Genomic DNA, 25,180 nt, shown 5'->3' on the forward strand with positions numbered 1-25,180 from the left:
CATGCTGACTCCACGCCAGGAGCTGGTGCTCGGCAAGGTCGTGGCCCGCTTTCGCGAGACCGGCCTGCCGGTCGGCAGCAAGAACCTCGCCTCGGACCCGGAGATCACCTTCGGGCCGTCCACCATCCGCTCCGAGCTCTCGCAGCTCGAGGAGCTCGGGCTGCTCATGCACCCGCACACGTCCGCCGGCCGCGTGCCGACGGACGGGGGCCACCGCTACTTCGTCGACCACCTGCTGCCCGCCACCGCGGGCGGCCCCGGCGTCGAGCTGCAGCTCGTGCAGCGCGAGGTCGACGAGGCGATGCGGGTGACGAGCGAGACGCTCTCCACCGTCACCGACCTGCTGGCCGTCGTGACGGCGCCCCCGGTGTCGACGGCGACGATCCGCCACGTCGAGGTGCTCCCCCTGCAGGCGCGCACCGTCATGGTCGTCGTGATCACGTCGGCGGGCGAGATCGCCAAGCGCATCCTCCAGTTCGAGTCCCCGGTCGACCCCGGCCTGGCGGCCTGGGCGAAGGAGTACCTCAACGAGCGCCTCGCGGGCATCGGCCTGGGCGCCCGGATGCTCCGCGCGCGGCTCGACGACCCCGGCCTGGGCGCCACGGAGCAGCGGTTCCTGACCGCCCTGCGTCCCGCGTTCGACGGCCTCGGTGCCACGGGCGGCGAGAGCGGCGGCGTCTACGTGTCGGGCGCGGCGCGGCTGCTCCACGAGTCCCGCGCGGCCGAGGTCGCACACCTCGATGCGCTGGTCGACGAGCTCGAGCGCCGGGCCACGCTGCTGGGCCTGTTGCGCCAGGCGCTGGGGGGTCAGGACGTGGTCGTGCGCATCGGGGCGGAGAACCCGATCCCCGCTCTGCGATCATTGACGGTCGTTGCCGCGGGATATGGACCCCCGCAGCGGAAGTTGGGCAGCGTGTCGGTGATCGGTCCCGTCCGGATGGACTACCCGCAGGCCATCCGTGCGGTGCGTGACGTCGCCTTCCAGCTGTCCCGGTATGTCGAGGAGCTGTACGAGAACGTATGAGTCAGACCGTGCCGCGTGATCCGTACGAGGTGCTCGGCGTCGAACGCGACGCCGACGACGCGCAGATCAAGAAGGCCTTCCGCCGCCTGGCGCGGACGCTGCACCCCGACGTCAACCCGGACGACCCGGAGGCGCAGGACCGCTTCCGCGAGGTCGCCGAGGCCTACGAGATCCTGTCGGACGCCGAGCGCCGCTCCACCTTCGACCGCTACGGCCACGATGGCCTGAAGCAGCGGGGGATGGGGTCGAACTTCGAGGGCTTCGGCTCCATGTCCGACCTCTTCGGCGCCGTCTTCGGACAGGCGTTCGGCGGCGGCGGGGGCGGGGCCTCCGCGGGCGGCCCGCGCGCCGGCGGCGACCTCGCCGTCGACGCCCAGATGTCGCTGCACCAGGCGCTCACCGGCGCCCGCATCGAGCTGGAGTACGAGCTCATCGCGCGCTGCGAGACGTGCACGGGCTCGGGCGCGAAGCCGGGCACGAAGACGAAGACCTGCGCCACGTGCGGCGGCCACGGCGTCGTCGACCAGGTCTCCCGCACCCCGTTCGGCGACATGGTCCGCCGCACCTCGTGCGAGACCTGCTCGGGTCGCGGCCGCGTGCCGGAGGAGCCGTGCACCGACTGCCACGGCCGCGGGCTCAAGCCGACGACCCGCACGATCGAGGTCGACGTCCCGGCGGGCATCGCCGACGGCCAGCGGATCCGCCTGAGCGGTCGCGGCCACCAGGGCGAGCCCGGCGCGCCCGACGGCGACCTCTACGTCGTCGTCACCGTGCTGCCCGACGCCCGCTTCGTGCGCGACGGCGACGACCTCGTCACCGTCGTCCCCGTCTCCGCGTCGAAGGCCGCGCTCGGCGCCACGATCACCGTCGACGCGCTCGACGAGCCGATCGACGTGGACGTGCCCGCCGGCACCCAGCCGGGCAAGACGATCAACCTGCGCGGCCGCGGCATGCCGCGCATCGGCGGCGGGCGCCGCGGCGACCTGCACGTCGTGGTCGACGTGTCCATCCCCCGCAAGCTCAACGACCGGCAGAAGGAGCTCCTCCGCGAGCTCGACGACTCGCTCGACGAGCGCCAGCTGAAGGACGCCGACGAGTCGGTCGTGAGCCGCCTGCGCCGGCTCTGGCGCAAGGGATGATCCGCCTGGCCTTCCGCGTCCGCCCGGCGGACGCGGAGACCGTGCTGGCCGAGCTCACCGAGCTCGCGCCCACGGGCGTCGAGGAGCGCGACCTCGGCGAGACCATCGAGTACGCGGTGTACGGCGCCGAGGGTGAGCTCCCGTCGCTGCCCGCCGTCCGGGCGCTCATCGGCGACGCGCTCGTCGATGTCGTCTCGGAGGAGGTCGCGGACGACTGGGCCGACCGCTGGCGCCAGTTCCACGAGCCGATCCTCATCAAGGACCGCCTGTACGTGCGGCCCCCGTGGTGCCCGCCGTACGCGGAGACCCCGGCCGGCGACATCGCGACGAACGACGACGTGGTGGCCTCGGACGTCCTCGAGCTCGTCGTCGACCCCGGCCAGGCCTTCGGCACGGGCGCCCACGCCACGACGCGGCTCTGCCTCGAGCTGCTCGTCGAGCTGGCGGACGAGGCGGAGGCGCCTGCGGACAGCCGTGGTCCCGTCCTCGACCTCGGCTCGGGCTCCGGCGTGCTCGCGGTCGCGGCTGCCCAGCTGGGCTGGGGCCCGGTCCACGGCGTGGACCACGAGGAGGCCTCGGTCGCCGCGACGATCGAGAACGCCCGGGTCAACGGCGTCGCGGTCACCGCGGACCGCTTCGACCTGCTGCGCCAGGGCGCCTCGGGCATGGGCGCCCTCGACGACGGCCGCCCGCCGCTCGTCCTCGCCAACCTGTTGCGCCCGCTGCTCCTCCGCGTCGCGGCGGACGGCTTCACGGGCACGCCGCCCCACGCGTTGATCGGCTCGGGCCTGCTCGTCCACGAGCTCGACGGCGTCGCCGCGGCCTTCGCCCGCCTCGGGCTGGTCGAGGCGGACCGTCGCACGCTGGGCGACTGGGGCGGGCTGCTGCTCCGGCGCGCCTGAGGGCCGGCTCCTGGACGATCGGCTTCGGGTCGCCGGACGCCCGTCCTACGACCCGACCGCCCCCGCGGACCGACCCCTCGATCCGTCCGGGGGAGAGGCGTATGATCCATGGCGGATGAACTGCGTTGCGGCCGGCTCGAGGCAGCCCCGCTCCTCCGACCCTTTCGGCGGGGCGCACCGCGACGCGACGAGCTCAGGGAGAACGTTCTGAGGCGACGGCTCGAAGTGCCGTATGAGGTCGCGGTCCAGCTCAGCGACGCCGGCGAGGCCGGCCTTCGCGCGCTCGAGGAGCACGTCGACTGCGACGTGCACCTGCGCGGGAACCTGCTGACGCTCGACGGCGAAGCGGAGGCCGTGCAGCAGGCGGCCACCGTGGTCCGGGAGCTCATCACGCTGGTCGGGCGCGGCCACAAGCTCGAGGCCGGGACGATCCCGGCCGTCGGGTCCGCGCTGGGCGCAGCCCAGGAACCGGCCGAGGTCCTGACGGACGTCGTCTGGCAGAACCCGTCGCGCGACGTGCGCGTGGCGCCCAAGACCGCGCTGCAGAAGCGCTACGTCGACGCGATCCGCGAGAACACGGTCACGTTCGGCATCGGCCCCGCCGGCACCGGCAAGACGTTCCTGGCCGTCGCCGCGGCCGCGGACGCGCTCGCCCGCCACGAGGTCAAGCGGATCATCCTGACGCGCCCCGCCGTCGAGGCGGGGGAACAGCTCGGCTTCCTGCCGGGCGACCTCATGCAGAAGATCGACCCGTACCTGCGGCCGCTGTTCGACGCGCTGCACGACATGCTCGACCCCGAGCGCGTCACGGCGTACATGGAGAACGGCGTCATCGAGGTCGCCCCGCTCGCGTTCATGCGCGGCCGGACGCTCAACGACGCGTTCATCATCCTCGACGAGGCGCAGAACACCACGCCGGAGCAGATGAAGATGTTCCTGACGCGCCTGGGCTACCGGTCGAAGATGGTCATCACCGGCGACGTCACGCAGGTCGACCTGCCGCGGGAGCAGCGCTCCGGCCTGGTCACCGTGGCCGACGTGCTCGACGACGTGGAGAAGGTCGAGTTCGTGCGCTTCCAGCGCGGCGACGTCGTCCGCAACGACCTGGTCCAGAAGATCGTGGCGGCGTACGAGAACCACGCCGAGAAGCTGGCGCCTGAGCTGCGTCCGGCCGAGCGGCGCAAGGAGCGCCGGCCGGCGTGAGCCCCGCAGACCCCGCCCCCGACGGCCGGGCCGAGGCCCCCGTCGACGGGGCGGAGTCCGCGCCGGGCCTCGAGATCGAGCTCGAGGTCGAGCACCCCGAGGACGGCCTGGACGACCCGGCCCTCGCCGAGCTGCCGGTCGGGGACGACCTGCGGCAGCTCGTCGAGGTCGCCGCCGCGTCCGCCGGCGTGACCGACGGCCACGTCGCGATCACCATCGTCGACCCAGGTGCGATCCACGAGCTGAACCTCGAGCACCGGGGCAAGGACAAGCCCACCGACGTGCTCTCGTTCCCCATCGACGGGGCCGGTCCGGTGGCCGGTCCGCGCGAGATCGGCGACGTCGTGATCTGCCCCGAGCACACGGTGTCACTGCGCGAGGCCGTCGTGCACGGCATCCTCCATCTCGTGGGCTTCGATCACGAGACGGACCACGGCGAGATGCTCGCCGTGCAGGCGCAGATCCTCGACTGGCTTCCCGGCGACCCGCCGGCGACCCGGGGGATGGCGTGATGAGCGACGGCCCCGGGGCCTCGGACGGCCCGGATCTCGAGGACGGCCACGACTTCGAGGACGGTCACGAGGTCGACGGCCCGGATCTCGAGGACGGCCCGACCCGCGAGCCGACGTACGACTCGGACGTCGGCGTCGAGCTCCCCGTCCCGGTCTTCGACCCCAACCAGGCGCCGCTGACGGACCCGGACCTCGATCCGAACGCCAAGCGCTCGGGCTTCGTCGCGTTCGCCGGCCGCCCGAACGCCGGCAAGTCGACGCTGACCAACGCGCTCGTCGGCGCGAAGGTCGCGATCACCTCCGACAAGCCGCAGACGACCCGCCGCGCGATCCGGGGCGTGCTGACGCGCCCCGACGCGCAGATCGTCTTCGTCGACCTGCCCGGCGTGCAGCGCCCGAAGGACTCGCTCACGGGCCGCATGCAGCGGCGCGTGGACTCCGAGATCCGCGAGGCCGACGTGCAGCTCATGGTCCTCAACGGCCAGGAGGGCGTGGGCCCCGGCGACCGCTACATCGCCGCCCAGCTGCGCGAGCAGCGCGCGCCGACGGTCATCGCCGTCAACAAGGTCGACAAGCTGAGCCGCGCCGAGACGATCGCCGTCCTCGTGGCCGCGGCCGAGCTCGAGATCGGCGAGGACGTCTTCCCGATCTCGGCGCGGACCGGCGTCGGCGTGCAGCCGCTGCTCGAGCACCTCGTCGAGCTGCTGCCGAAGGGCCCGTTCTACTTCCCGACGGACGAGAAGTCCGACCAGCCGCAGCACGTGCTGCTGGCCGAGCTGATCCGCGAGCAGATCCTGCGCCGCACCTTTCAGGAGGTGCCGCACGCCGTCGAGGTCGCGATCGAGGAGGTCGACCGCCCCGGCGCCGACCTTCACGTCATCGTCGCGAACGCCTGGGTCGAGTCGCCGTCCCAGAAGGGCATCCTCATCGGCGCCGGCGGCCGCATGGTCCGCACGATCGGCACCGCGGCCCGCAAGGAGCTCGAGCGCGAGCTCGGCACGAAGGTCCACCTCGACCTGCAGGTCAAGGTCCGGCGCAACTGGCGCTCGGACGACACGATGCTGGACCGTCTCGAGATCGACTGAGGGCTGGGCTCAGCCCGTGTCCGGCCGCAGCGTCCGCGTGATCGTCGTGCGGCGGTCGAGACGGAACCGCAGCGTCGCCTGCCGCCCCGGCTCGGGGACGGTCGAGCGCTGGCGGGCGCGGCGCAGCGAGACGTCGGCCCGGCGGGGGAGGCCCTCGAAGGCGACGTGCATCGAGGCGCCGCCGGCGGCCTGGACGAGCAGGTCGCGGCCGGGGCGGCAGCCCGGGATCGTCACGGCGTGGTCCAGTACGGTGTTGCCGGCGCAGCGGACGGTGCCCTCGCCTCCGGCGGACGGGATTCGCACCTCGACGTCGACGGGGCGCTGCGGGTCGACGACGTAGCGGGTGACGATCCGGTCGACCTCGAAGCGGTGCGTCACGCGCACCACGGCGTCACGGCCCACCACGCGGCCCGAGAACGTGCGGGGCTCGCCGTCGACCGGGCGCAGGCCGAGCGCCGCGGAGCGCCCCTGGCCCGGCTGGGTGTCGAGCACCTCGCGCGCGCCACGGGACAGCTTCAGGCCCAGGGTGCCGGGGCCGCCTCCGCCAAGGGCGCCGAGGGGGCGCGCCTGGTGGTCGAGCAGCCAGCCCGGCTCGAGCCCGCCGCCCGTGGGGACGGCCACGGGAGAGATCGCCGTGGAGTAGGACGGGCCGTTGACCGCGAGGCGGCGCAGGTCGCCGTCCAGCGCCACGTGCAGCGGCGAGGTCGACGGGTCCGCCGACGGCAGCAGGCCGCCGCAGCCGCAGGAGGCGGCCCACTCCGCGACGGTCGCCGCCAGGCGCACGCTGGCCGTCGTGCGGTTGTTGCGGACGCTGGCGAACCGGGAGGGGAAGCCGAACGCGGTCGCGGGCAGCAGCACGGAGCCCTCGCGGGCCGACCAGCGCCGGAAGAGCGCGTCGGCGCGGCTGAGCAGCTCGTCGCCCTCCGACGGCGGCAGGCCCGTCAGGTCGGCGGCGCTGCGGGCCGCCGCGACCGCGCCGTCCAGCGCGAGCGCCCAGTACTGGCGCAGGTGCAGGCGGCTGCCCGCCTTGCCCGTCTCCCAGTTCAGGTAGCCCGACGCCGTCCAGTCCGCGTCGAGCGTGTGCTCCGCCCAGGCCCGCAGGGTGGCGCGGTCCTCGGGCTCCAGCGGCTCCATGCCCGCGCGCACGGCCTCGTCGTAGTAGCGCAGGCTGCCCAGCACGATGCTCGCGTACTCCACCGTGTCGCTGCGGTTCAGCGTCGCGGTGCGGTCCGCCTCGGGCTGGTAGGTGAACCCGTTTCCGCCGCTCAGATTGGGGGTGCCTCCCGGGCGGACGGGCGTGTGGGCGTGGTCGACGAACCACTCCAGCTGCGCCCGGTAGTCCTCGCGCAGGAGCTCCGCGTCGCCCGTCACGGTCGCCGCGGCCGCGTAGAGGTCGGCGTTCCAGTTGATCTGGTTCAGCAGTCGCGCGGGGTGACGGAACGCGCGCGAGGACGCCACGGCGCCGACGGTCGCGCGGATCGCCTCTTCCGTCGTCCCCGGCAGCGAGGCCGGCCGGCGGGCCAGCCACGCGGCGCGCAGGCTGCGGGCGACGGCGGCGTCGATGCTCGGGTGCTGGTTGACGATGTCGGCCGAGGACTGGCGCCAGCCCGGGATGTGAATCGCGTTGTGGCGCGAGGACCCGAAGCGCTCCCCGTCGGGCGACCCCACGTAGGCGGGTCCCGTGAGGTAGGCGGCGATCCGGCGGACGCGGTCGTCGTTGCGCGCCGCCCCGGTGTAGCCGGCCTGCGCCGCGGCGGCGTGGATCCGCAGCAGCTCGGAGTTCAGGCGCGTGCTGACGCGGCCGCCGGGCGACACGTACGCGCCGACGCGGTCGTCCCACAACCGGTCGACGGGCTCGAGCACCGCGTTGGGGACGGCCCACGCGTCGTCGGAGGCCACGGCCCGCAGGCGCCGCTCCGCCGCGCGGCCGGCGGCGTCGAAGCGCGGGTCCGTCGTGACCTCGTCGGCGTCCCCGCGGTCGTCGGACTCGGGCGGGGGACCGCTCTCGATGGTCGTCGTCCCCCGCGAGGCGGCCGGGGTGTCGTCCCCTCCGCCGCCGCAGCCGGACAGGAGCACGGCCAGCGCCCCGGCGGCGACCAGCCGCCGGACGTTCGGCGCGACCCTCATCGGGATCCATCGTATGAGGGGAGAGCCGCCGGGCGCGCCGCCCCGCGGGCAGCTCGGGCTCCGCGCCGTCATCCGCGGTCCGATCGGCCGTTTCCGGCACCGCCGGACCCCGTGCCGCCGGAGGCCCGACATGCGGACAGGAGTTGGCCGCGGAGGCGGCGACACTCGCCACATGACGCAGATCGCTCTCTTGCACTCCGCCCTCGGGATCCGGGCCGGCATCACGGACGCCGCCGCGCGGCTCGAGGCGGACGGCCACGAGGTCGAGGTCGTCGACTACTACGGTGCGGGCCGGGTGTTCGACGACTACGGCGAAGCGTCCGCGTTCGTCGACGAGATCGGCTTCCCCGAACTTATGCGACGCGCGTTGGCCGGGTGCGAGGGACTCGCCGACGGGTTCATCGCGATGGGCTTCTCCAACGGCGCGGGGATGGCGGAGCACGTCGCACTCAACCGCTCCGTCGGCGGGGTGGTGATGGCGTCGGGGGCGCTGCCCCTCGAGATGCTGGGTGCGACGCGTTGGCCGGCGGGCGTCCGCGCCCAGATCCACTCCGCGGCGGGGGACGCCTTCCGGGACCAGGTCTGGCTCGACGCTGTCGCCGCCGCCGTGCGGGGGGCCGCCCCGCTCGACCTGCACGACGACTACCCGGGGACCGGCCACCTCTTCACGGACGAGTCGCTCCCCGCGGAGTACGACGCGGACGCGGCCGCCTTGTTCTGGGACCGCGTCCGCGCGTTCTGCGGCCGGTGACCCGGAGTCGGAGCCGAGCCGCCGGGGCATGCGCCGGGCGCGCCGCCCCGCCCACTGTCAGAATCGCCGGCGTGCCCGAGCTGCCGGACCTGACCGACACCGTGCGCTTCGACGACGCCGGCCTCGTGCCGGTGGTGATCCAGGACTGGAGCACCGGCGAGGTGCTCACCCTGGCCTACGCCAACGACGAGGCCCTGCGGCGGACGCGAGAGACGGGCGAGCTGCACCTCTGGTCCCGCTCCCGGAACGAGCTGTGGCACAAGGGCGCGACCTCCGGCAACGTCCAGCGCGTCCGCGACCTGCGGATCGACTGCGACCAGGACGCGATCCTCGCGCTCGTCGAGCCGGCCGGTCCCGCCTGCCACACGGGCGCCCGCACCTGCTTCCACGCCGTCGGCGCCCCGGAGGGCCCGGCCGGCGACGACGTCGGATCGCCCGCGGCCGACGGCACCCCGACGCCGCGCACGCTGGCGCCCCACGAGGTCCTGCCCGACCTCGTCCGCGTGCTCGCCGCGCGCCGCGCCGACGCGCCCGAGGGCTCCTACACCGCGCAGCTCCTGAACGACCGCGCCTTCGCCGGCGCGAAGGTCGAGGAGGAGGCGGAGGAGGTCTTCCGCGCCGCGCGCGAGGAGACGGACGACCGCGTGGACAACGAGGCCGCCGACGTCCTCTACCACCTGCTGGCGCTCATCCGCGGCCGGGACCGCACGCTGTACGACGTGCTCGAGGTGCTCCGTGAGCGCCGCGCCTGAGTCCGCCGGGGCCGCCTCCAGTGACGCGGGCACCGCGCCGGCCGGGGGCCCAGTTTCCGACGTCGACGCCGCGCTCACCCGCGCCGCCGCCCTGGGCCTGCGGATCCACCCGACGCTCGACGAGGTCCGCGGCCTGACCGCCGACCACGACGTCGTCCCCGTGATCGCGCGGACGATCGACGACACCGAGACCCCGGTCTCCGCGTACCTCAAGCTGCGCGCCGCCCACCCGGGCGAGCCGTCGTTCCTGCTCGAGAGCGCCGAGCAGGGCCGCTTCGGCCGCTACTCGTTCCTCGGCGTGCGTCCCGCCCGGACGATCGAGTGGCGCCTGGGCGACGAGGGCGACCCCTACGCGCTGGCGAGCGAGGCCGTCGGCGGGCGCCGACGCGTGGCGCAGATCGAGGGCCTGCCGCCGTTCGTCGGCGGCGCGGTCGGCGTGTTCGCCTACGACCTCGTGCGCACCGTCGAGCCGCTGGCGGAGCCCAACGAGGACGTCCTCGGCACGCCCGACCTGGCCCTGCAGGTCACGGACGCGATGGTCGTCTTCGACCACCTCCAGCACACCGTCACGCTGCTCTCGCCGGTCCACGCCACGGGCGCCGCGGGGGAGGCCTCGGACGTCGGCGCAGCGGCCGCGGGGGAGACCGCCGCCCCGTCCGGCGCCGCGCCCGACGACCTCGACGCGGCCTACGTCGCCGCGGTCGAGCGGATCTGCGAGCTGCGCGAGGCGCTGCGCCGCCCGGCGCCCGAGACGCCGCTGCGTCCGGACCGGTCGACCGACGTCACCTGGGAGTCCAACCGCACCCGCCCCGAGTTCGAGGCGATGGTCGCGCGGATTATCGAGTACGTCCGCGCCGGCGACGCGTTCCAGGTCGTGCCCTCCCAGCGCTGGACGGCCGAGGTCGACGCGGACCCGTTCTCCGTCTACCGCGGGCTGCGGGTGGTCAACCCGTCGCCCTACATGTACTACCTCGACTTCGGCGACTGGCAGGTCGTGGGCGCCAGCCCCGAGCCGCTCGTCACGGTGCGGGACCGCAACATCTCGATGCGCCCGATCGCCGGCACCCGGCCGCGCGGCGCCACCCCGGCCGAGGACGCCGAGCTGGCCGCAGGCATGCTCGACGACGAGAAGGAGCGGGCCGAGCACGTGATGCTCGTCGACCTCTCCCGCAACGACCTCGGACGCGTCTGCGACTACGGCACGGTCTCCGTCGACGAGCTGATGGTCGTCGAGACGTACTCCCACGTCCTGCACATCGTCTCGGCCGTCTCCGGCAGCCTGCGCGACGACGTCTCGGCCACGGACGCCCTGCGCTCCGTCCTGCCCGCCGGCACGCTCTCGGGCGCGCCGAAGGTCCGGGCGATGCAGATCATCGACGAGCTCGAGACCGTCAAGCGCGGGGGCTACGGGGGAGCGGTCGGCTACCTCTCGTGGGACGGCGACCTCGACTCCTGCATCCACATCCGCACCGCCGTCTTCAAGGACGGCAAGGCGCACGTGCAGGCCGGCGGCGGCACCGTCGCCGACGCGCTGCCCGAGTACGAGTACGAGGAGTCCGTGAACAAGTCGCGGGCGATCCGCCGCGCGGTCGAGGTCGCCCTGGAGCAGCCGGACTGGCCCTAGGCCCGTCCGCGCTACCGTCCTCCAGGAATTCCCACATGACCCGCGTCCTCGTCATCGACAACTACGACTCGTTCACCTACAACCTGGTCCAGGAGCTCGGCGAGCTCGGGGCCGAGGTCGACGTGGTGCGCCACGACAAGGCGACCGTCGACGAGCTGCTGGAGACGAAGCCCGACCGCGTCGTCGTCTCGCCGGGCCCCTGCACGCCGGACGACGCCGGGATCTCGCTCGAGGCCGTCCGCCGGTTCCCCGAGGAGGGCATCCCGCTGCTGGGCGTCTGCCTCGGCCACCAGGCGCTCGGGCAGGCGTTCGGCGGCAAGGTCATCCGCCACGAGCCCGTGCACGGCAAGACCTGCGACATCCGCCACGACGGGCTCTCGATCTACCGCGGGCTCGACGACGAGGTCCAGGTCGGCCGGTACCACTCGCTCGTGCTCGACGAGGCGGCGCTGCCCGACAGCCTCGAGGTCACGGCCCGCGGCGGCGGCGTCATCCAGGGCGTCCGCCACCGGGAGCTCCCGGCGGAGGGCGTGCAGTTCCATCCCGAGTCCGTCCTGACCCCCGTGGGGATGGGCATGCTCGGGCGGTTCCTCGCCGACGGCGTGACCCGCTAGACGCCCCATCCCCCTTCGGGCGGACGTCCTCTGCGGACACCGCCCCCGGATCCTTTAACCTCTCCGCACCGTATGCCGCACCCCGTGCTCACGCCCGCGATCGAACGGGTCGCGTCCGGAGGGGACCTCGAGCTCGAAGAGGCCCAACGGGTCCTCAACGAGATCATGGCCGGCAACGCCTCGCACGTCGAGATCGCCGGCTTCCTGATCGCGCTCCGCGCCAAGGGCGAGACCCCGGACGAGATCGCCGGCCTCGCCGCCGCGATGCGCTCCCACGCCGCCAAGGTCACGACCGTCCGCGAGAACCTCGTGGACATCGTCGGCACCGGCGGTGGCGCGCTGACCTTCAACGTCTCCACGACGGCCGCGTTCGTGATCGCGGGCGCCGGCTGCGCGGTCGCCAAGCACGGCAACCGCTCCGCGACCTCGAAGTCGGGCGCGGCCGACCTGCTCGAGGCGCTCGGCGCGCAGATCGACCTCCTCCCGGGGCAGGTCGGCACGGTGCTCGACGACGTCGGCTTCGGGTTCCTCTTCGCTCCCCGCCACCACGCCGCCACGCGGTTCGTGATCCCGGTCCGCAAGGAGCTCGCGGTCCGTACCGTCTTCAACATCCTCGGCCCGCTCACCAGCCCCGCCGGCGCGCCGCGCCAGGTCATCGGCGTGGGCTACCCGAACGTCATCGAGCGGATGGCCGAGGCCGTCCACCGCCTGGGGACGGAGCGGGCGCTGCTCGTGCGCTCCGAGGACGGGCTGGACGAGATCTCCATCGCCGCGCCGACGACCGTCTACGAGGTCACCCCGGAGGGCGTGCGGTCCTACACCGTCACCCCCGAGGAGCTTGGCGTCCAGACGCACGCCCTCGACGCCGTCCGCGGCGCGAGCCCCGCGGAGAACGCCGACGTCACCCGCCGCGTCCTCGCCGACGACCGCACCGCCGCGACCGCCGCGGCGACGGAGCTGGTCGTCGCGAACGCCGGCGCTGGGATCCTCGTCGGCGGCGGCGCCGACACGCTGGCCGAGGGGGTCGAGCGCGCCCGCGAGGCCATCTCCTCCGGCTCCGCGCACCAGGTCATGGAGCAGTACGTGAAGCGCACCACCGAACCCTTCGAGGGCACGCCCGCATGAGCGTTCTGGACGACATCGTCGACCGCACCCGCGAGGAGGTCCGCCGGCGCCGCAAGGAGGTCCCGGAGGACCAGCTCCGCGCGCGCCTGAGCACACGGGAGGACGGCCGCCCCTTCGCGGAGGCCCTCGCCTCGCAGCCGGGGGTGTCGATCATCGCCGAGCACAAGCGCCGGGCGCCCTCGGCGTCCGAGCCGCTGCGCGAGGGCGGGGTGCTGCCCGAGATCGTCGGCGCCTACGAGCGCGCCGGGGCCACGGCGCTGTCCGTGCTGACGGACGGCCCGTTCTTCGGCGGGGCGCTCGAGGACCTCGCCGCCGCGCGGGCGGCCTCGAGCCTGCCGATCATCCGCAAGGACTTCATCGTCCACCCGTACCAGGTGGTCGAGACGGCCGTCTCGGGCGCCGACGCGATGCTGCTGATCGTCGCCGCGCTCGAGGACGACGAGCTGCTGCACCTCTACCGCGACGCGCACGAGCTGGACCTCGACGTGCTCGTCGAGGTGCACAACGGCGAGGAGCTCGAGCGCGCGCTCGAGGTCGTCGACGCGGACGTCATCGGCATCAACAACCGCAACCTGCGCGACCTCTCCGTCGACCTCGACACGACGTTCGACCTGCTCAGCCAGGTGCCGGCCGGCAAGGTCGTCGTCTCGGAGTCCGGGATCACCCGGCGCGAGCAGCTCGAGGAGCTCGAGCGCGTGGGCGTCGACGCGGTCCTCGTCGGCACGCACCTCATGCGCCAGCCCGACATCGAGGCCGCCGTCCGAGAGCTCACCGGCAGCGTCTGAGCGCCGCCCCGCGCAGGTCTCACGGCGGACGTACCGGCGCTTGACCTGCGCTTTCAGAACCCGGCGCATACTGGCTTCATGACGAAGCTCGCCACTCCTGCGGTCGTCGGCGTCTCCGCCGTCCTCGGGGCCGGCCTCGCCCTGGGGGCCGGGGCGCTCGGCGTCGGGGGCGGCGGCACCACGACCACCGTCCTGCGCCAGGCGCCGATCGCGGCCAACGCCGCCCAGACGGACGGGGAGGCCGCGCCGACCGCCCGCGAGATCTACGAGCGCGACGCCCCGGGCGTCGTCCTCGTCAAGGCCGCGGTGCGGCAGACGAGCCAGTCCACGAGCCCGTTCGGGCTGCCGCAGGAGCAGGACGGGAACTCGACCGGCTCCGGATTCGTGATCGACGGCGACGGCACCATCCTCACCAACGAGCACGTGGTGGAGGGCGCCACGAAGGTGCAGGTCACCTTCAGCAACGAGAAGACCGTCGACGCGAAGGTCGTCGGCGCGGACCAATCCAACGACGTCGCGGTGCTCAAGGTCGACCCGAAGGGCCTGGGCCTCAAGCCGCTGCAGCTCGGGTCGGCGAAGGACGTGCAGGTCGGCGACCCGGTGCTCGCCATCGGCAACCCCTACGGGCTCGACCGCACGCTCACCACCGGCGTCGTCTCGGCGAAGGCGCGGCGCATCCAGGCGCCGAACGGGTTCCCCATCGAGAACGTGCTCCAGACGGACGCGTCGATCAACCCGGGGAACTCGGGCGGGCCGCTGCTCGACGGGGCCGGGCGCGTGATCGGCATCAACAGCCAGATCGCCACGGGCGGCAGCGGGTCCACCGGATCCGTCGGCATCGGCTTCGCCATGCCGATCGACACGATCAAGCGGATCCTTCTCGACCTGAAGAAGACGGGGCGCGCGAACATCGCCTACCTCGGGGTGAGCACGACGGACGCCCCGGAGGAGGGCGCGCTCCCCGCCGAGCTGAACGCCCCGACGGGGAAGGGCGCCTGGGTTCAGACCGTCGCTCCCGGATCGCCCGCCGCGAAGGCCGGGATCCGCGGCGGCCGGGTGACCGTCAACACCACGCAGGGCCCCGTGCAGATCGGCGGCGACCTGATCACGAAGATCGCCGACCGGGCGATCGAGGACGCCGACGATCTCACCGCCGTCGTGGCCGAGCGCAAGCCGGGGGACCGCATCGAGGTAGAGCTGCGGCGCAACGGCGAGCCGGAGACCGTGACGGTCACGCTGACCCGCCGCTCCGACGACGCGAACGCCGCGGGAAGCACCGGCGACGGGCAGGGCGGCGGCAGCGCCGACCCGTTCACCACCCCCTGAGGCCCGGGGCCCGGCGGCGACGGGCCGCACGGCCTACGATGGAGGGGTGGAGGACCAGCCCCAACGCCCCGCCGATCCGGCCCCGCAGGCCCGGCCGCGCCCCGTGCGCATGCCGGCCGGCACCGCCGTCGCACCGGCCCCGGACCAGCCCGGAGGGGCGCCCTCCGGGCCGCCGCCCGCCAAGGGCCCGGTGCGCACCCGCATCAAGGTCTGCGGCATCACGCGGCTCGAGGACGCCGAGATGGCCGTCGAGGCCGGCGCGTGGGCGATCGGCCTGATCTTCTTCCGGGACTCCAAGCGGCGCTGCCGGATCACGCACGCGCAGCAGATCGGCGCCGCGCTCAAGCGGCAGGTCGAGATCGCCGGCGTGTTCGTCAACGCGACGCTCGACGAGATCGACCGCACCGTCGACCAGGTCGGGTTGACGCTCGTGCAGCTCCACGGCGACGAGGGCCCGGCCTACTGCGCCGAGGTCTCCCGCCGCACGGGCGCGAAGGTCATCAAGGCCGTCCGCGTGCGCACCGGGTCCGACGTCGCCGCGCTGCGCACGTTCTCGACCGACTTCCACCTGCTCGACACCTACGTCCCCGGCGTCGCCGGCGGCACGGGCGAGAGCTTCGACTGGGAGCTCGCGGCCGTCCGGCGGGCGGCCCCGGGGGAGAAGCAGCCTCCGCTGATCCTCTCCGGCGGCCTGCGCCCGGACAACGTCGCGGAGGCGGTGCGCGAGGTGCGCCCCTACGCCGTCGACGTCGCCAGCGGCACGGAGGCGGCCCCGGGCCGCAAGGACCCCGAGCTCGTCCGCGCGTTCGTCCGCGAGGTCCGCGGCGCGTTCCGGTACGAGGACCAGGCCGACGCGGCGCCCGCAACCGGGACGGGTGCGGCCGACGCACCGTCCTCCGGGAGCCCCGCCGAGCCCGGCGGTCCCCGGACGAGCCCGACCCCGACGACGGAGACCCGATGACGCCCGCCACCCACAGCCCCGAGATCGGCAGCGAGCGGCGCTTCGGCCCCTACGGCGGCCGCTACGTCCCCGAGACGCTGATCCCCGCCCTCGACGAGCTCGAGGCCGCGTGGAGCCGCCTGCGCAACGACACGACGTTCCGGAGCGAGCTCGACGGCCTGCTGACGAACTACGTCGGGCGTCGCACCCCGCTCTACCTGGCCACGCGCATGAGCGCCGCCGTCGGCCGCGAGATCTACCTCAAGCGCGAGGACCTCAACCACACGGGCGCCCACAAGATCAACAACGCGCTCGGGCAGTGCCTGATCGCGAAGTACATGGGCAAGAAGCGCGTGATCGCCGAGACCGGCGCGGGCCAGCACGGCGTCGCGACCGCGACCTCCGCCGCCCTGCTCGGCCTGGATTGCGTCGTCTACATGGGCGTCGAGGACATGCGCCGCCAGGGCCCCAACGTCCAGCGCATGCGGCTGCTCGGCACGACGGTCCAGCCCGTCGAGTCCGGCGCCCGCACGCTGAAGGAGGCCACCTCGCAGGCCATCCGCGACTGGGTCGCCACGGTCGAGGACACGCACTACGTCATCGGCACGGCCGCCGGCCCGGCGCCCTACCCGGCCCTCGTCCGCGACCTGCAGCGGGTCATCGGCGACGAGGCGCGCGAGCAGGTCCTCGAGATCGCGGGCCGCCTGCCCGACCGCGTCGTCGCCTGCATCGGCGGCGGCTCGAACGCCATCGGTCTCTTCTCCGGCTTCATGGACGACGAGGGCGTGCGCATGATCGGCGTCGAGGCCGGCGGCCACGGCCTGGACTCGGGCCAGCACGGCGCGGCGCTGACCAGCGGCGTCCAGTCCGGCGTGCTCCACGGCTCGCTGTCCCCGGTGCTGCAGGACCACAACGGCCAGATCCTCGAGGCGCACTCCGTCTCCGCCGGCCTGGACTACCCCGGCGTCGGGCCGCAGCACGCGTGGCTCCGCGACACGGGCCGCGCCGAGTACGTCGCCGTCCGCGACGAGGACGCGCTGCGCGCGTTCCGCGAGGTCGCCCGCCTGGAGGGCATCATCCCCGCGCTCGAGACGAGCCACGCGCTGCACTACGTGCTCCACGAGCCCGCGCCGGACGTCGAGATGGAGATCGTCTGCCTCTCGGGCCGTGGCGACAAGGACATGGCCCACGCGCTGGAGGGCCTCGAGGAGCTCGAGGGCCCCGACTTCCTCAAGCACGACGGGCACGACTCCGTCGCGGAGCCGCTCGGCGAGGACCCCGTCGCGGACCAGCAGGGCGACGGCCCCCAGGACGGAGCGGAGATCCGATGAGCACCGAGGAGACCACCGGCACCACCCTGCGCGGCGGCGCGGGCGAGGAGCGGATTCGGCGCGCCTTCTCCGAGGCCCCCGGCGACGCCGCCCTCGTCGCCTACATGATGGGCGGCTACCCCGACCTCGAGACGTCGCGGAAGATCGCCCGCGCCTACGTCGACGGTGGCGCCGACGTCGTCGAGCTCGGCATCCCCTACAGCGACCCGCTCGCCGACGGCCCGATCATCCACGCCGCGGGCACCGTCGCCCTGCGCGCGGGCATCGTCGTCGACGACGTGATCGAGCTCGGCCGCGAGCTCTCGCCCGACGTGCCCGTCGTCCTCATGACGTACGCGAACCTCGTGCTGCACCCCGGGGCCCCGGTCTTCCTGCAGCGCCTGGCCGACGCGGGCTTCAGCGGCCTCATCGTGCCCGACCTGCCGATCGGCGAGGAGGCCGAGGACGTCATGGCGGCCTGCGACGCCGTCGGCCTGGCGTTCATCCCGCTCGTCGCGCCGACGACGGCCGAGGACCGGGTGCGCGAGGTCCGGCAGGCCGCGCGCGGGTTCCTCTACGCCGTCTCCGTCACCGGGACCACCGGCGAGCGCGGCTCGATGGCCGAGCAGTTCGGCGAGGTCGTCCGGCGCGCGAAGGCCTCCGGTGGCGACGCGGGGGACACCGGGATCCCCGTCGGGCTGGGCTTCGGCATCGCGACCGGCGAGCACGCGGCGCAGGCCGTGGCGGCCGGCGCCGACGGCGTGATCGTGGGCTCGCGCCTCGTGCGCGCGGCCGGCGACGAGGACCCCGTCGCGTCCGTTGCGGCCGTGATGGCCGACCTCGTCTCCGGCCTCGGCCGTTGACGCGCGGGACAGGGCGGACGGCGCGCCGTCCGCTCCGGTAGATTGACGGGCCGTATGGGCCTCATCTACTCGCTCACCATCGCGGTCTTGGTCTGGATCGTCCTCTGGGCGCTCGGCCTCAAGTCCTTCGACGCGATCCTCATCGCGTCCGGTCTCATGGTCGCCGCCATCGCGATCTGGCGGGTGCTCGGCTACGCCACGAACCGCAGCACCGAGACCTCCGGCCACGACGCCGACGCCCACCGCCTCTAGCGCGTGAGGCGCGCGGCCCGCCGCGTCGCCCTCGGCCTGTCGCTGTCCGCCCTCGTCGCCGGCGCCGCGGGCTGTGGGGACGACCCCACCGGCGAGAAGGCGTACGAGACGAAGGTCGCGGTCTACGTCGGCATCCCGACGCGCGGCCCCTGGGGCGTGCAGGGCCAGCTGTTGGCCCGCGGCGCCGAGCTGGCGCTCGCCGACTCCGGCGGGGGCGCCGGACCGTTCAGCGTCCGCCTCTCCGAGCGCGACGTGACCGACGACGATGGCCGCACGGTCGGCGTGGCGGGCGCGTCCCGCGAGGCCGGCAACTTCCTTCGCGACGGCGGGACCGTCGGCGTGCTGACGGGCCTCTCGCCCGTCACCGTCCGCTCCTTCGGCCTGACGGCCGCGCAGACCGGCGCGGCGTTCGTCTCCGTCTCCGGCGATCAGGTCGACGCCACGCCGGACGACCTCAACCCCCGCGGTCGCCGGCTCTCCGTCGGCCTGGCCCCGGGCGACGCGGCGGTCGCCCGCGGCCTGGCGCGGCGGGCCGACGCGGCGTCGTGCCGGTCGACCGTGCTCGTGGTGGCCCCGGACGCCGGGGGCGGCGCGCTGCGCGGCGCCCCGGGCCTGGACCCGAAGACGACCGTGCGCGGCAAGAGCTACGCCGACCCGGGTCTGGTGTCGGGTCTGCGCGACGCGCTGGACGGCGGCGCGGACTGCGTCGTCGTGGCGGGCGAGCCGACGGCCGGCGACCCTGCCCGGCTGCTGCGCGAGGTCCTCCCCGATCTGCGCGACACGACGATCCTCCTGAGCCGCGGCGCCGCCTCGCAGGGCACAGCGGCGCTGGCCCGTTCCGCCGACCTCGAGATGGAGGCCGTCGTCGACGACGGCGTGCCCGAGGCCACCGAGGAGGGCCGCCGCATCGACGCGGCGTACCGCGAGGTCCACGGCACCCCGGCGCCCGTGGGCGTGCTCGCCGGGTGGCGCGGCATGAAGCTCATGCTCCGGGCCATCAACGAGGCCGGTCCGAAGGGCAACCGCCGCGACGGCGTGTCCGACGCCCTCGTGCGCGTCGCCGTGCCGGGCCCGCCCGCCGAGGGTCGCCAGAACCCGGACGGCACCGTCACGAACCCGACGGTCAGCCTCGCGCGCCCCGAGGCGTACGGCTGGCGCGCCGTCCGCCCGCTCGACGCCGGCTAGGACCCCGACGGGTCATCGCGGCGCTCGACGCCGGGCGCGCCACGCAACCGAGCAGGTCGTCCAGGGCCCCGCTCCACGGGGCGCTCACCTTCAGGACCCCAGGAGATCGTCGAGCGCCCCGTGGAGGCCCGGGTGGTCGAAGCGGTACCCCAGCTCCTCGGCGCGGGCCGGGACCATGCGGCAGCTGTCGAGCACGAGCGCGGACATGTCGCCCAGGGCGGTGCGTAGCGCGATCGCGGGGACCGGGACGAGGACGGGACGGCTGAGCGCCCGGCCGACAGCCTTCGAGAACGCCTTGTTCGTCGCGGACTCCGGGGCCGCGGCGTTGATCGCGCCCGCGAAGTCCGGGTGGTCCAGCGCCGCCAGCAACAGGCCGACGTGGTCGTCGACGTGGATCCACGGCACCCACTGGCGGCCCGCGCCGAACCAGCCACCGAGGCCCAGGCGGAACGGACGGGCCATCACCGGCAGCGCACCGCCGTCGGCCGCGAGGATCATGCCCGTGCGGACGACCGCCACCCGCATGCCCAGCGCGTCGGCGCCGTGCGCGGCGTCCTCCCAGCGGCGGGCGAGCGTGCCGAGGAAGTCGTCGGCCGGGCCCCGGGCCTCGGTGACCTCGGCGTCGCCCGTGTCGCCGTAGTAGCCCGAGGCGGAGCCGCTGACCAGCGTCGCCGGTCGGTCGTCGCCCAGGGCGGCCAGCGCCTGCACCAGGTGCTCCGTGGTGCGGATCCGCGAGGCCTCGATGCGGGGGCGCGAGCTCGCCGTCCAGCGCTGGAAGACCGGCTCGCCGGCCAGGTTGATGACCGCGTCGCGGCCCGTCAACGACGCCGCGGGCGGCGGGCCCGACTGCGGGTCCCAGTCGAAGGCCTCGACGTCGCCGAGCGCCGCGCGGGCCTTCGCGGCGTTCCGCGAGAGCACGGTGACGCGGTCGCCCCGCTCGAGGAGGCGCGCGACGATCCGCGTGCCGATCGTCCCGGTGGCGCCGGTGATGGTGACGTGCATGGGGGCATTGTCGCGGGTGGTGCGTCCGGGACCAAGCGGGCCGGCACGCCGGTCCTCCCGCCCGTCCTCCGGCCGGTCCAACCGCTCATCCCTCGCGGAGGAGGGGCGACCGCCCTACCGCCCTACCGCCCCCACCGGACCTCAGGCGCCGGCGGCGGCCAGCGCCTCCTCCGCCACCGCGGCGGCCACGGCGGGCGCGACGTCGCGGTCGAAGACGGAGGGGATGATGTGGTCCTCGCGCAGGTCCTCGTCGCGCACCAGTCCCGCGATGGCGTGGGCGGCGGCGAGCTTCATGCCCTCGGTGATCTGCGTGGCGCGCACGTCGAGCGCCCCGCGGAAGATGCCCGGGAACGCCAGCACGTTGTTGATCTGGTTCGGGTAGTCCGAGCGGCCCGTGGCGATGATGCGGGCGTAGGGCGCGGCCTCCTCCGGCGAGACCTCGGGGTTCGGGTTGGCCATCGCGAAGACCATCGCGTCGGGGTTCATCGCCGCGAGCTTCTCCGCCGGGAAGATGCGGGCGCCGGAGAGGCCGATGAAGAGGTCGCGGCCCGCGAGGTGGTCCCCGGGGTGGCCCGTGAGGCCATGGGGGTTGCTCATCTCGGCGTACCAGCGCTTCACGCTGTTCATGGTGCCGTCGACGTAGTCCTCGCGGCTCGTCGAGACGAGGCCGCGCGAGTCGGCGCCGATGATGTCGGTGACCCCGGCCGAGAGCAGGATCTTCGTGACGGCGATGCCCGCCGCGCCGAGGCCGGTGACCAGGACGGAGACGTCCTCGAGCCGCCGGCCGGTGATCTTGCACGCGTTGATGAGGGCGGCGAGCGTGACGATCGCCGTGCCGTGCTGGTCGTCGTGGAAGACGGGGATGTCGAGCTCGGCCTTCAGGCGGTCCTCGATCTCGAAGCACCGGGGCGCCGAGATGTCCTCGAGGTTGATGCCGCCGAAGGTGGGCGCGATCGCCTTGCAGATCGAGACGATCTCGTCCGGGTCCTTCGTCGCCAGGGCGATCGGGAACGCGTCGACGCCCGCGAACTCCTTGAAGAGGACGGCCTTGCCCTCCATGACCGGCATGGACGCCTCCGGGCCGATGTCGCCCAGGCCCAGGACCGCGGTGCCGTCCGTCACGACCGCGACGGTGTTCTTACGGATCGTCAGGTCGTGGGAGAGGGACGGGTCGGCCGCGATCGCGTCGCACACGCGGGCGACGCCCGGCGTGTAGGCCATCGCCAGGTCGTCGCGCGTCTTGAGCGGGTGCTTCGGGGTGGTCTCGAGCTTGCCGCCCTCGTGCACCTGGAACGTGCGGTCGGTGACCGCCAGGACCCGTGCGCCGGCCCGCTCCGTGATCGCGCGGGAGATCTCGTCCCACGCCGCCTGCGCGCCCGCGGAGACCGTGATGTCGCGGATCAGCGTGTCGCCCGAGACCGATACGAGCGCGACGTCGCCGATGACGCCTCCGGCGTGGCCGATGGCCGAGGCCACCTCGCCCAGGGCCCCCGGGCGGTGGTCGATCTCGACCCGGACGACGATGGAGTACTGCGCGGACGGCGTGACGCTCACGCGGCGAAACAGTAGTACGCAGGAGCGCCGCCGGAGGGCCGACCTAGTATGCAAGTCCCCAGTGCTGGAGCGGGTTTGCGGGCCGTTCGTAGTATGCAAGCACCGGTGCCCGGGCCGTTCGTCTCCGCCGGAGTCCTCACCCCGGAGGCGGCTTTCGCGGACCCGGTCCGCGCCGCCCGGCGGGCTATGGTGCCGGGGTGGCCTCGCGCGAACCCGCCCTGCTCCTGATCGACGGCAACTCGCTCGCGTACCGGGCGTTCTTCGCGCTCCCGGAGTCCATCGCGACCTCCACGGGCGAGCCGACGAACGCGCTCTTCGGCTTCGCGTCGATGCTCGTCAAGCTCTACCAGGACCTCGGCCCCGTCCCGACCGCCGTGGTGTGGGACGCCGGCATGTCGGGGCGCACCGAGGTCTACCCGGAGTACAAGGCGCAGCGGGCGAAGAAGCCCGACCTGCTGCGCCAGCAGTGGCCGTTCCTCTCCGAGATCTCGGCCGGCTTCGGCTACGCCAACGTGTCCTCGAAGGGGTGGGAGGCGGACGACGTCATCGGCACCCTCGCCCTGCACGCGCGCGAGCGGAAGCTGCGCACGGTCATCGTCACGGGCGACCGCGACCAGTTCCAGCTCATCGACCCCGACGACTGGGTCGGTGTGATGGCGACCGCCCGCGGGATCACCGAGACGAAGGTCTACGACTATCAGGCCGTCATCGATCGCTACGGCCTGAAGCCCGAGCTGATCCCCGACTTCTACGGCCTGAAGGGCGACACGTCGGACAACATCCCGGGCGTCCCCGGCATCGGCGACAAGACCGCCGCGCAGCTCCTGCAGCAGTTCGGCGACCTCGAGACGGTGCTCGCGTCCATCGACCAGATCTCGGGCGCGAAGCGGAAGCAGAACCTGGCCGAGCACGCCGAGAACGCCCGCATCTCGCGCGAGCTGGCGCGCATCCATACGGACGTCCCCGTCGACTACGACCTCGACGCGCTGCTCGTCGCCAAGCCCGACGCCCACGCGCTGCGCGAGACGTTCATGCGCTTCGAGCTGCGCGACCCGTGGCGCCGCCTCGAACCGCTGCTCGAGTCCGACGGCCGCCCGTCCGCGAAGGCGGGCGACGGCCCCGTCACCGCCAGCGTCGTCGACGCGCCGCTGCGCGAGGTGGCCCTGGACGAGCTGCGCGGGATCCTGGAGGAGGCCGACGCGGCCGCGCCCGAGGGCGCCGCGCCGCTCCCCGTCGCCGTCGCCGTGGTCGAACCCGTCGCCGCGGAGCAGGAGCAGTCCGGGCAGCTCTTCGACCCCGACACGACGGTCGAGGCACCCGCCGAGGATGCGGACGCCGCGAGCGAGGGCGACCCCGGGCAACTGGCCCTCGACGTGCCCGGCGACGCCGGAGCCGCACCCACGCCCGCCCTGCCGCTGCGCTTCGCCGTCGCCCGGCTCGACGACGGCGGCCGGCCCGTCGAGCTCCTCGCCGGCGGCTGCGCGAGCTCGGCCGACGTGCTCGCGGCACTCGAGGGCCGCCCGCTCGTCTGCCACGACGGCAAGGCCCTGGCCGAGGGCGGCGACCCGGACCGCGGCGCGGCGGCCGACCGTCCGCCCGCGCCCCGTCTGGCCCACGACACGCTGCTCGCCGCCTACGTGCTCGAGCCGCAGCGCCGCGGCTACCCGCTCGACGAGCTGGCCGACGAGGCCGACGTCGCCGTCGCCGACACCGTGGGCGACCTCGCCGCCGCCACGGCCGGGCGTGTCGCGCTGCTGGCCGTCCACCAGCGGGGCCTCGTCCACAACGCCGGGCTCACCGAGCTGCTGCGCGACGTCGAGCTGCCCCTGGTCGACGTGCTGCGCGAGATGGAGCGCGAGGGCGTGCGGCTGTCCGTCCCGCGCCTGAGCGAGGTGCGCGACGAGGTCCACGCCGAGATCCTCGAGCTGCAGGCCAAGATCCACGAGCACGCCGGCCGCGAGTTCACGATCGGCTCGCCCAAGCAGCTGGGCGAGGTGCTCTTCGAGGAGCTCGGGCTGACGAAGAAGCGCAAGGGCAAGACGGGCTTCTCCACCGACGCGCGCGTGCTCCAACAGATCCGCGACGAGCACGAGGTCATCCCGCTCATCGAGCGCTGGCGCGAGCTCTCGACCCTCGCCAAGACGTATCTCGACGTGCTGCCGCAGCTCGCCCAGGCCGACCCGCGCAGCCGCATCCACACGACGTTCCAGCAGACCGTCGCGCAGACGGGCCGGCTCTCGTCGACCGACCCGAACCTGCAGAACGTGCCCGTCCGCACCGCGCTGGGCCGCCGCATCCGCGGCTGCTTCGAGGCGGAGGAGGAGACCGTGCTGCTGTCCTGCGACTACTCCCAGGTCGAGCTGCGGATCCTGGCCTTCTACGCGGAGGAGGAGACGCTGCGCGACGCCTTCCGCGAGGACCGCGACGTCCACACCGCGACGGCCATGACGGTCTTCGGCGTGGGGGAGGACGAGCTCGACGCCGGCCTGCGGTCGAAGGCGAAGATGGTCAACTACGGCATCGCCTACGGCCTTACGGACTTCGGCCTCGCCGAGCGGCTGAACATCCCGCGGGAGGAGGCGAAGGAGGTCATCGACGCCTACTTCGCCCAGTTCACCGGCGTCAAGCGCTTCATCGACTCCACCATCGAGCAGGCGAAGGAGGCCGGCGAGGTCCGCACGATGTTCGGCCGCCGCCGGCTCATCCCCGAGCTGCGCGCCCGCAACCCGCAGATGCGCGGCCTGGGCGAGCGCCTGGCCGTCAACACGATCATCCAGGGCACCGCCGCGGACATCATGAAGCTGGCGATGATCAACGTCCGCCGCGCGCTGGACGACGCCGGCGTCCGCTCCCGCATGGTCCTCACGATCCACGATGAGCTCCTCGTGGAGGGCCCGGCGAGCGAGATGGAGGGCCCCGACGGCGTCCGCGCCCTCGTGGAGCGGGAGATGGTCTCGCCGTGGACGCAGGACCCGCCGCTCAAGGTCGAGGGCGGCATCGGCAAGACCTGGGTCGACGCGAAGTAAACCCAGGCTGGCCCCGCCCGAGCGTCTCGGGCCGGGCCGCGTCGGACTGCGGCAGGGCTCGGGGCACCCGCATGGGGGG

At 74.0% G+C, this 25,180-nt stretch carries 21 protein-coding genes and 1 pseudogene; 19 read left to right on the top strand and 3 right to left on the bottom strand.

The genetic code is table 11. The features are described 5' to 3' along the window. Position 1: 1 nt before the first annotated feature. The 6 genes from hrcA to era all read left to right on the top strand — a co-directional run bounded on the left by hrcA (position 2) and on the right by era (position 5,865). Positions 2–1,024, top strand: a complete 1,023-nt coding sequence (gene hrcA / locus F593_RS0105885) for a heat-inducible transcriptional repressor HrcA (protein WP_022927830.1) — start codon at positions 2–4, stop codon at positions 1,022–1,024. Beyond that, positions 1,021–2,163, top strand: coding sequence for a molecular chaperone DnaJ (gene dnaJ, locus F593_RS0105890; RefSeq protein WP_022927831.1), 1,143 nt, complete (start codon positions 1,021–1,023; stop codon positions 2,161–2,163). Before hrcA ends, dnaJ begins: the two co-directional genes overlap by 4 nt. Continuing rightward, positions 2,160–3,065, top strand: coding sequence for a 50S ribosomal protein L11 methyltransferase (locus F593_RS0105895; RefSeq protein WP_022927832.1), 906 nt, complete (start codon positions 2,160–2,162; stop codon positions 3,063–3,065). The genes dnaJ and F593_RS0105895 overlap by 4 nt, the downstream gene beginning before the upstream one ends. Before the next feature lie 225 nt (positions 3,066–3,290). Further along, positions 3,291–4,268, top strand: coding sequence for a PhoH family protein (locus F593_RS22785; RefSeq protein ID WP_022927833.1), 978 nt, complete (start codon positions 3,291–3,293; stop codon positions 4,266–4,268). Beyond that, positions 4,265–4,780 carry an rRNA maturation RNase YbeY gene (ybeY, locus tag F593_RS22790; RefSeq protein WP_022927834.1) on the top strand — a complete coding sequence of 172 codons (516 nt, stop codon included), beginning with the start codon at positions 4,265–4,267 and terminating at the stop codon, positions 4,778–4,780. Before F593_RS22785 ends, ybeY begins: the two co-directional genes overlap by 4 nt. Continuing rightward, positions 4,780–5,865: a GTPase Era gene (era, locus tag F593_RS0105910; RefSeq protein ID WP_022927835.1), complete on the top strand. Its 1,086-nt coding sequence runs from the start codon at positions 4,780–4,782 to the stop codon at positions 5,863–5,865. The genes ybeY and era overlap by 1 nt, the downstream gene beginning before the upstream one ends. 9 nt (positions 5,866–5,874) lie before the next feature. Here era and F593_RS0105915 read toward each other — a convergent pair whose 3' ends face one another. Further along, entirely contained in the window at positions 5,875–7,992 is a 2,118-nt protein-coding gene (locus F593_RS0105915; RefSeq protein ID WP_022927836.1) for a hypothetical protein, read from the bottom strand. A gap of 172 nt (positions 7,993–8,164) precedes the next feature. Between F593_RS0105915 and F593_RS0105920 the strand changes: the two genes are divergently transcribed. The 12 genes and pseudogenes from F593_RS0105920 (at position 8,165) to F593_RS0105975 (ending at position 19,519) form a co-directional block, all read left to right on the top strand. Continuing rightward, the gene (locus F593_RS0105920; protein ID WP_022927837.1) at positions 8,165–8,743 is read left to right on the top strand and encodes a dienelactone hydrolase family protein; all 579 of its coding nucleotides are present in this window, start codon (positions 8,165–8,167) and stop codon (positions 8,741–8,743) included. Positions 8,744–8,814: 71 nt separating this feature from the next. Then, the gene (gene hisIE, locus F593_RS0105925) at positions 8,815–9,495 is read left to right on the top strand and encodes a bifunctional phosphoribosyl-AMP cyclohydrolase/phosphoribosyl-ATP diphosphatase HisIE (RefSeq protein ID WP_022927838.1); all 681 of its coding nucleotides are present in this window, start codon (positions 8,815–8,817) and stop codon (positions 9,493–9,495) included. Then, positions 9,479–11,119, top strand: coding sequence for an anthranilate synthase component I family protein (locus tag F593_RS0105930; RefSeq protein ID WP_022927839.1), 1,641 nt, complete (start codon positions 9,479–9,481; stop codon positions 11,117–11,119). The genes hisIE and F593_RS0105930 overlap by 17 nt, the downstream gene beginning before the upstream one ends. A gap of 35 nt (positions 11,120–11,154) precedes the next feature. Next, positions 11,155–11,733, top strand: coding sequence for an anthranilate synthase component II (locus F593_RS0105935; protein WP_022927840.1), 579 nt, complete (start codon positions 11,155–11,157; stop codon positions 11,731–11,733). 72 nt (positions 11,734–11,805) lie between these two features. After that, on the top strand, positions 11,806–12,858 hold the full coding sequence (trpD, locus tag F593_RS0105940) for an anthranilate phosphoribosyltransferase (RefSeq protein WP_022927841.1): 1,053 nt from the start codon (positions 11,806–11,808) through the stop codon (positions 12,856–12,858). Further along, positions 12,855–13,643 carry an indole-3-glycerol phosphate synthase TrpC gene (gene trpC, locus F593_RS0105945; protein ID WP_022927842.1) on the top strand — a complete coding sequence of 263 codons (789 nt, stop codon included), beginning with the start codon at positions 12,855–12,857 and terminating at the stop codon, positions 13,641–13,643. Before trpD ends, trpC begins: the two co-directional genes overlap by 4 nt. A 78-nt stretch (positions 13,644–13,721) precedes the next feature. Further along, positions 13,722–14,969, top strand: coding sequence for a S1C family serine protease (locus tag F593_RS22795; protein WP_022927843.1), 1,248 nt, complete (start codon positions 13,722–13,724; stop codon positions 14,967–14,969). A 190-nt stretch (positions 14,970–15,159) separates the two neighbouring features. Beyond that, positions 15,160–15,798 (top strand): annotated as a pseudogene (locus tag F593_RS22800) (phosphoribosylanthranilate isomerase); the annotation flags it as partial. A gap of 128 nt (positions 15,799–15,926) precedes the next feature. Then, positions 15,927–17,240, top strand: a complete 1,314-nt coding sequence (gene trpB / locus F593_RS22805) for a tryptophan synthase subunit beta (protein WP_022927845.1) — start codon at positions 15,927–15,929, stop codon at positions 17,238–17,240. After that, a complete protein-coding gene (trpA, locus tag F593_RS0105965; protein WP_022927846.1) occupies positions 17,237–18,082 on the top strand; it encodes a tryptophan synthase subunit alpha in 846 nt (281 codons plus the stop codon). Before trpB ends, trpA begins: the two co-directional genes overlap by 4 nt. Positions 18,083–18,136: 54 nt before the next feature. After that, positions 18,137–18,334: a hypothetical protein gene (locus F593_RS0105970; protein WP_022927847.1), complete on the top strand. Its 198-nt coding sequence runs from the start codon at positions 18,137–18,139 to the stop codon at positions 18,332–18,334. A gap of 3 nt (positions 18,335–18,337) precedes the next feature. Continuing rightward, positions 18,338–19,519 carry an ABC transporter substrate-binding protein gene (locus F593_RS0105975; protein ID WP_022927848.1) on the top strand — a complete coding sequence of 394 codons (1,182 nt, stop codon included), beginning with the start codon at positions 18,338–18,340 and terminating at the stop codon, positions 19,517–19,519. 90 nt (positions 19,520–19,609) lie between these two features. On the opposite strand, the gene F593_RS0105980 is transcribed toward F593_RS0105975, so the two are convergent. Both F593_RS0105980 and F593_RS0105985 read right to left on the bottom strand, forming a co-directional pair. Further along, on the bottom strand, positions 19,610–20,521 hold the full coding sequence (locus F593_RS0105980) for a TIGR01777 family oxidoreductase (protein ID WP_022927849.1): 912 nt from the start codon (positions 20,519–20,521) through the stop codon (positions 19,610–19,612). A 141-nt stretch (positions 20,522–20,662) separates the two neighbouring features. After that, the gene (locus F593_RS0105985; RefSeq protein WP_022927850.1) at positions 20,663–22,075 is read right to left on the bottom strand and encodes an NAD-dependent malic enzyme; all 1,413 of its coding nucleotides are present in this window, start codon (positions 22,073–22,075) and stop codon (positions 20,663–20,665) included. A 197-nt stretch (positions 22,076–22,272) separates the two neighbouring features. On the opposite strand from F593_RS0105985, the gene F593_RS0105990 reads away from it, so the two are divergent. Continuing rightward, entirely contained in the window at positions 22,273–25,101 is a 2,829-nt protein-coding gene (locus F593_RS0105990; protein WP_022927851.1) for a DNA polymerase I, read from the top strand. The last annotated feature ends 79 nt before the right edge of the window (positions 25,102–25,180 follow it).

The sequence above is a fragment of the Patulibacter americanus DSM 16676 genome (genome assembly GCF_000420025.1).
Taxonomy (GTDB): Bacteria; Actinomycetota; Thermoleophilia; order Solirubrobacterales; family Solirubrobacteraceae; genus Patulibacter; species Patulibacter americanus.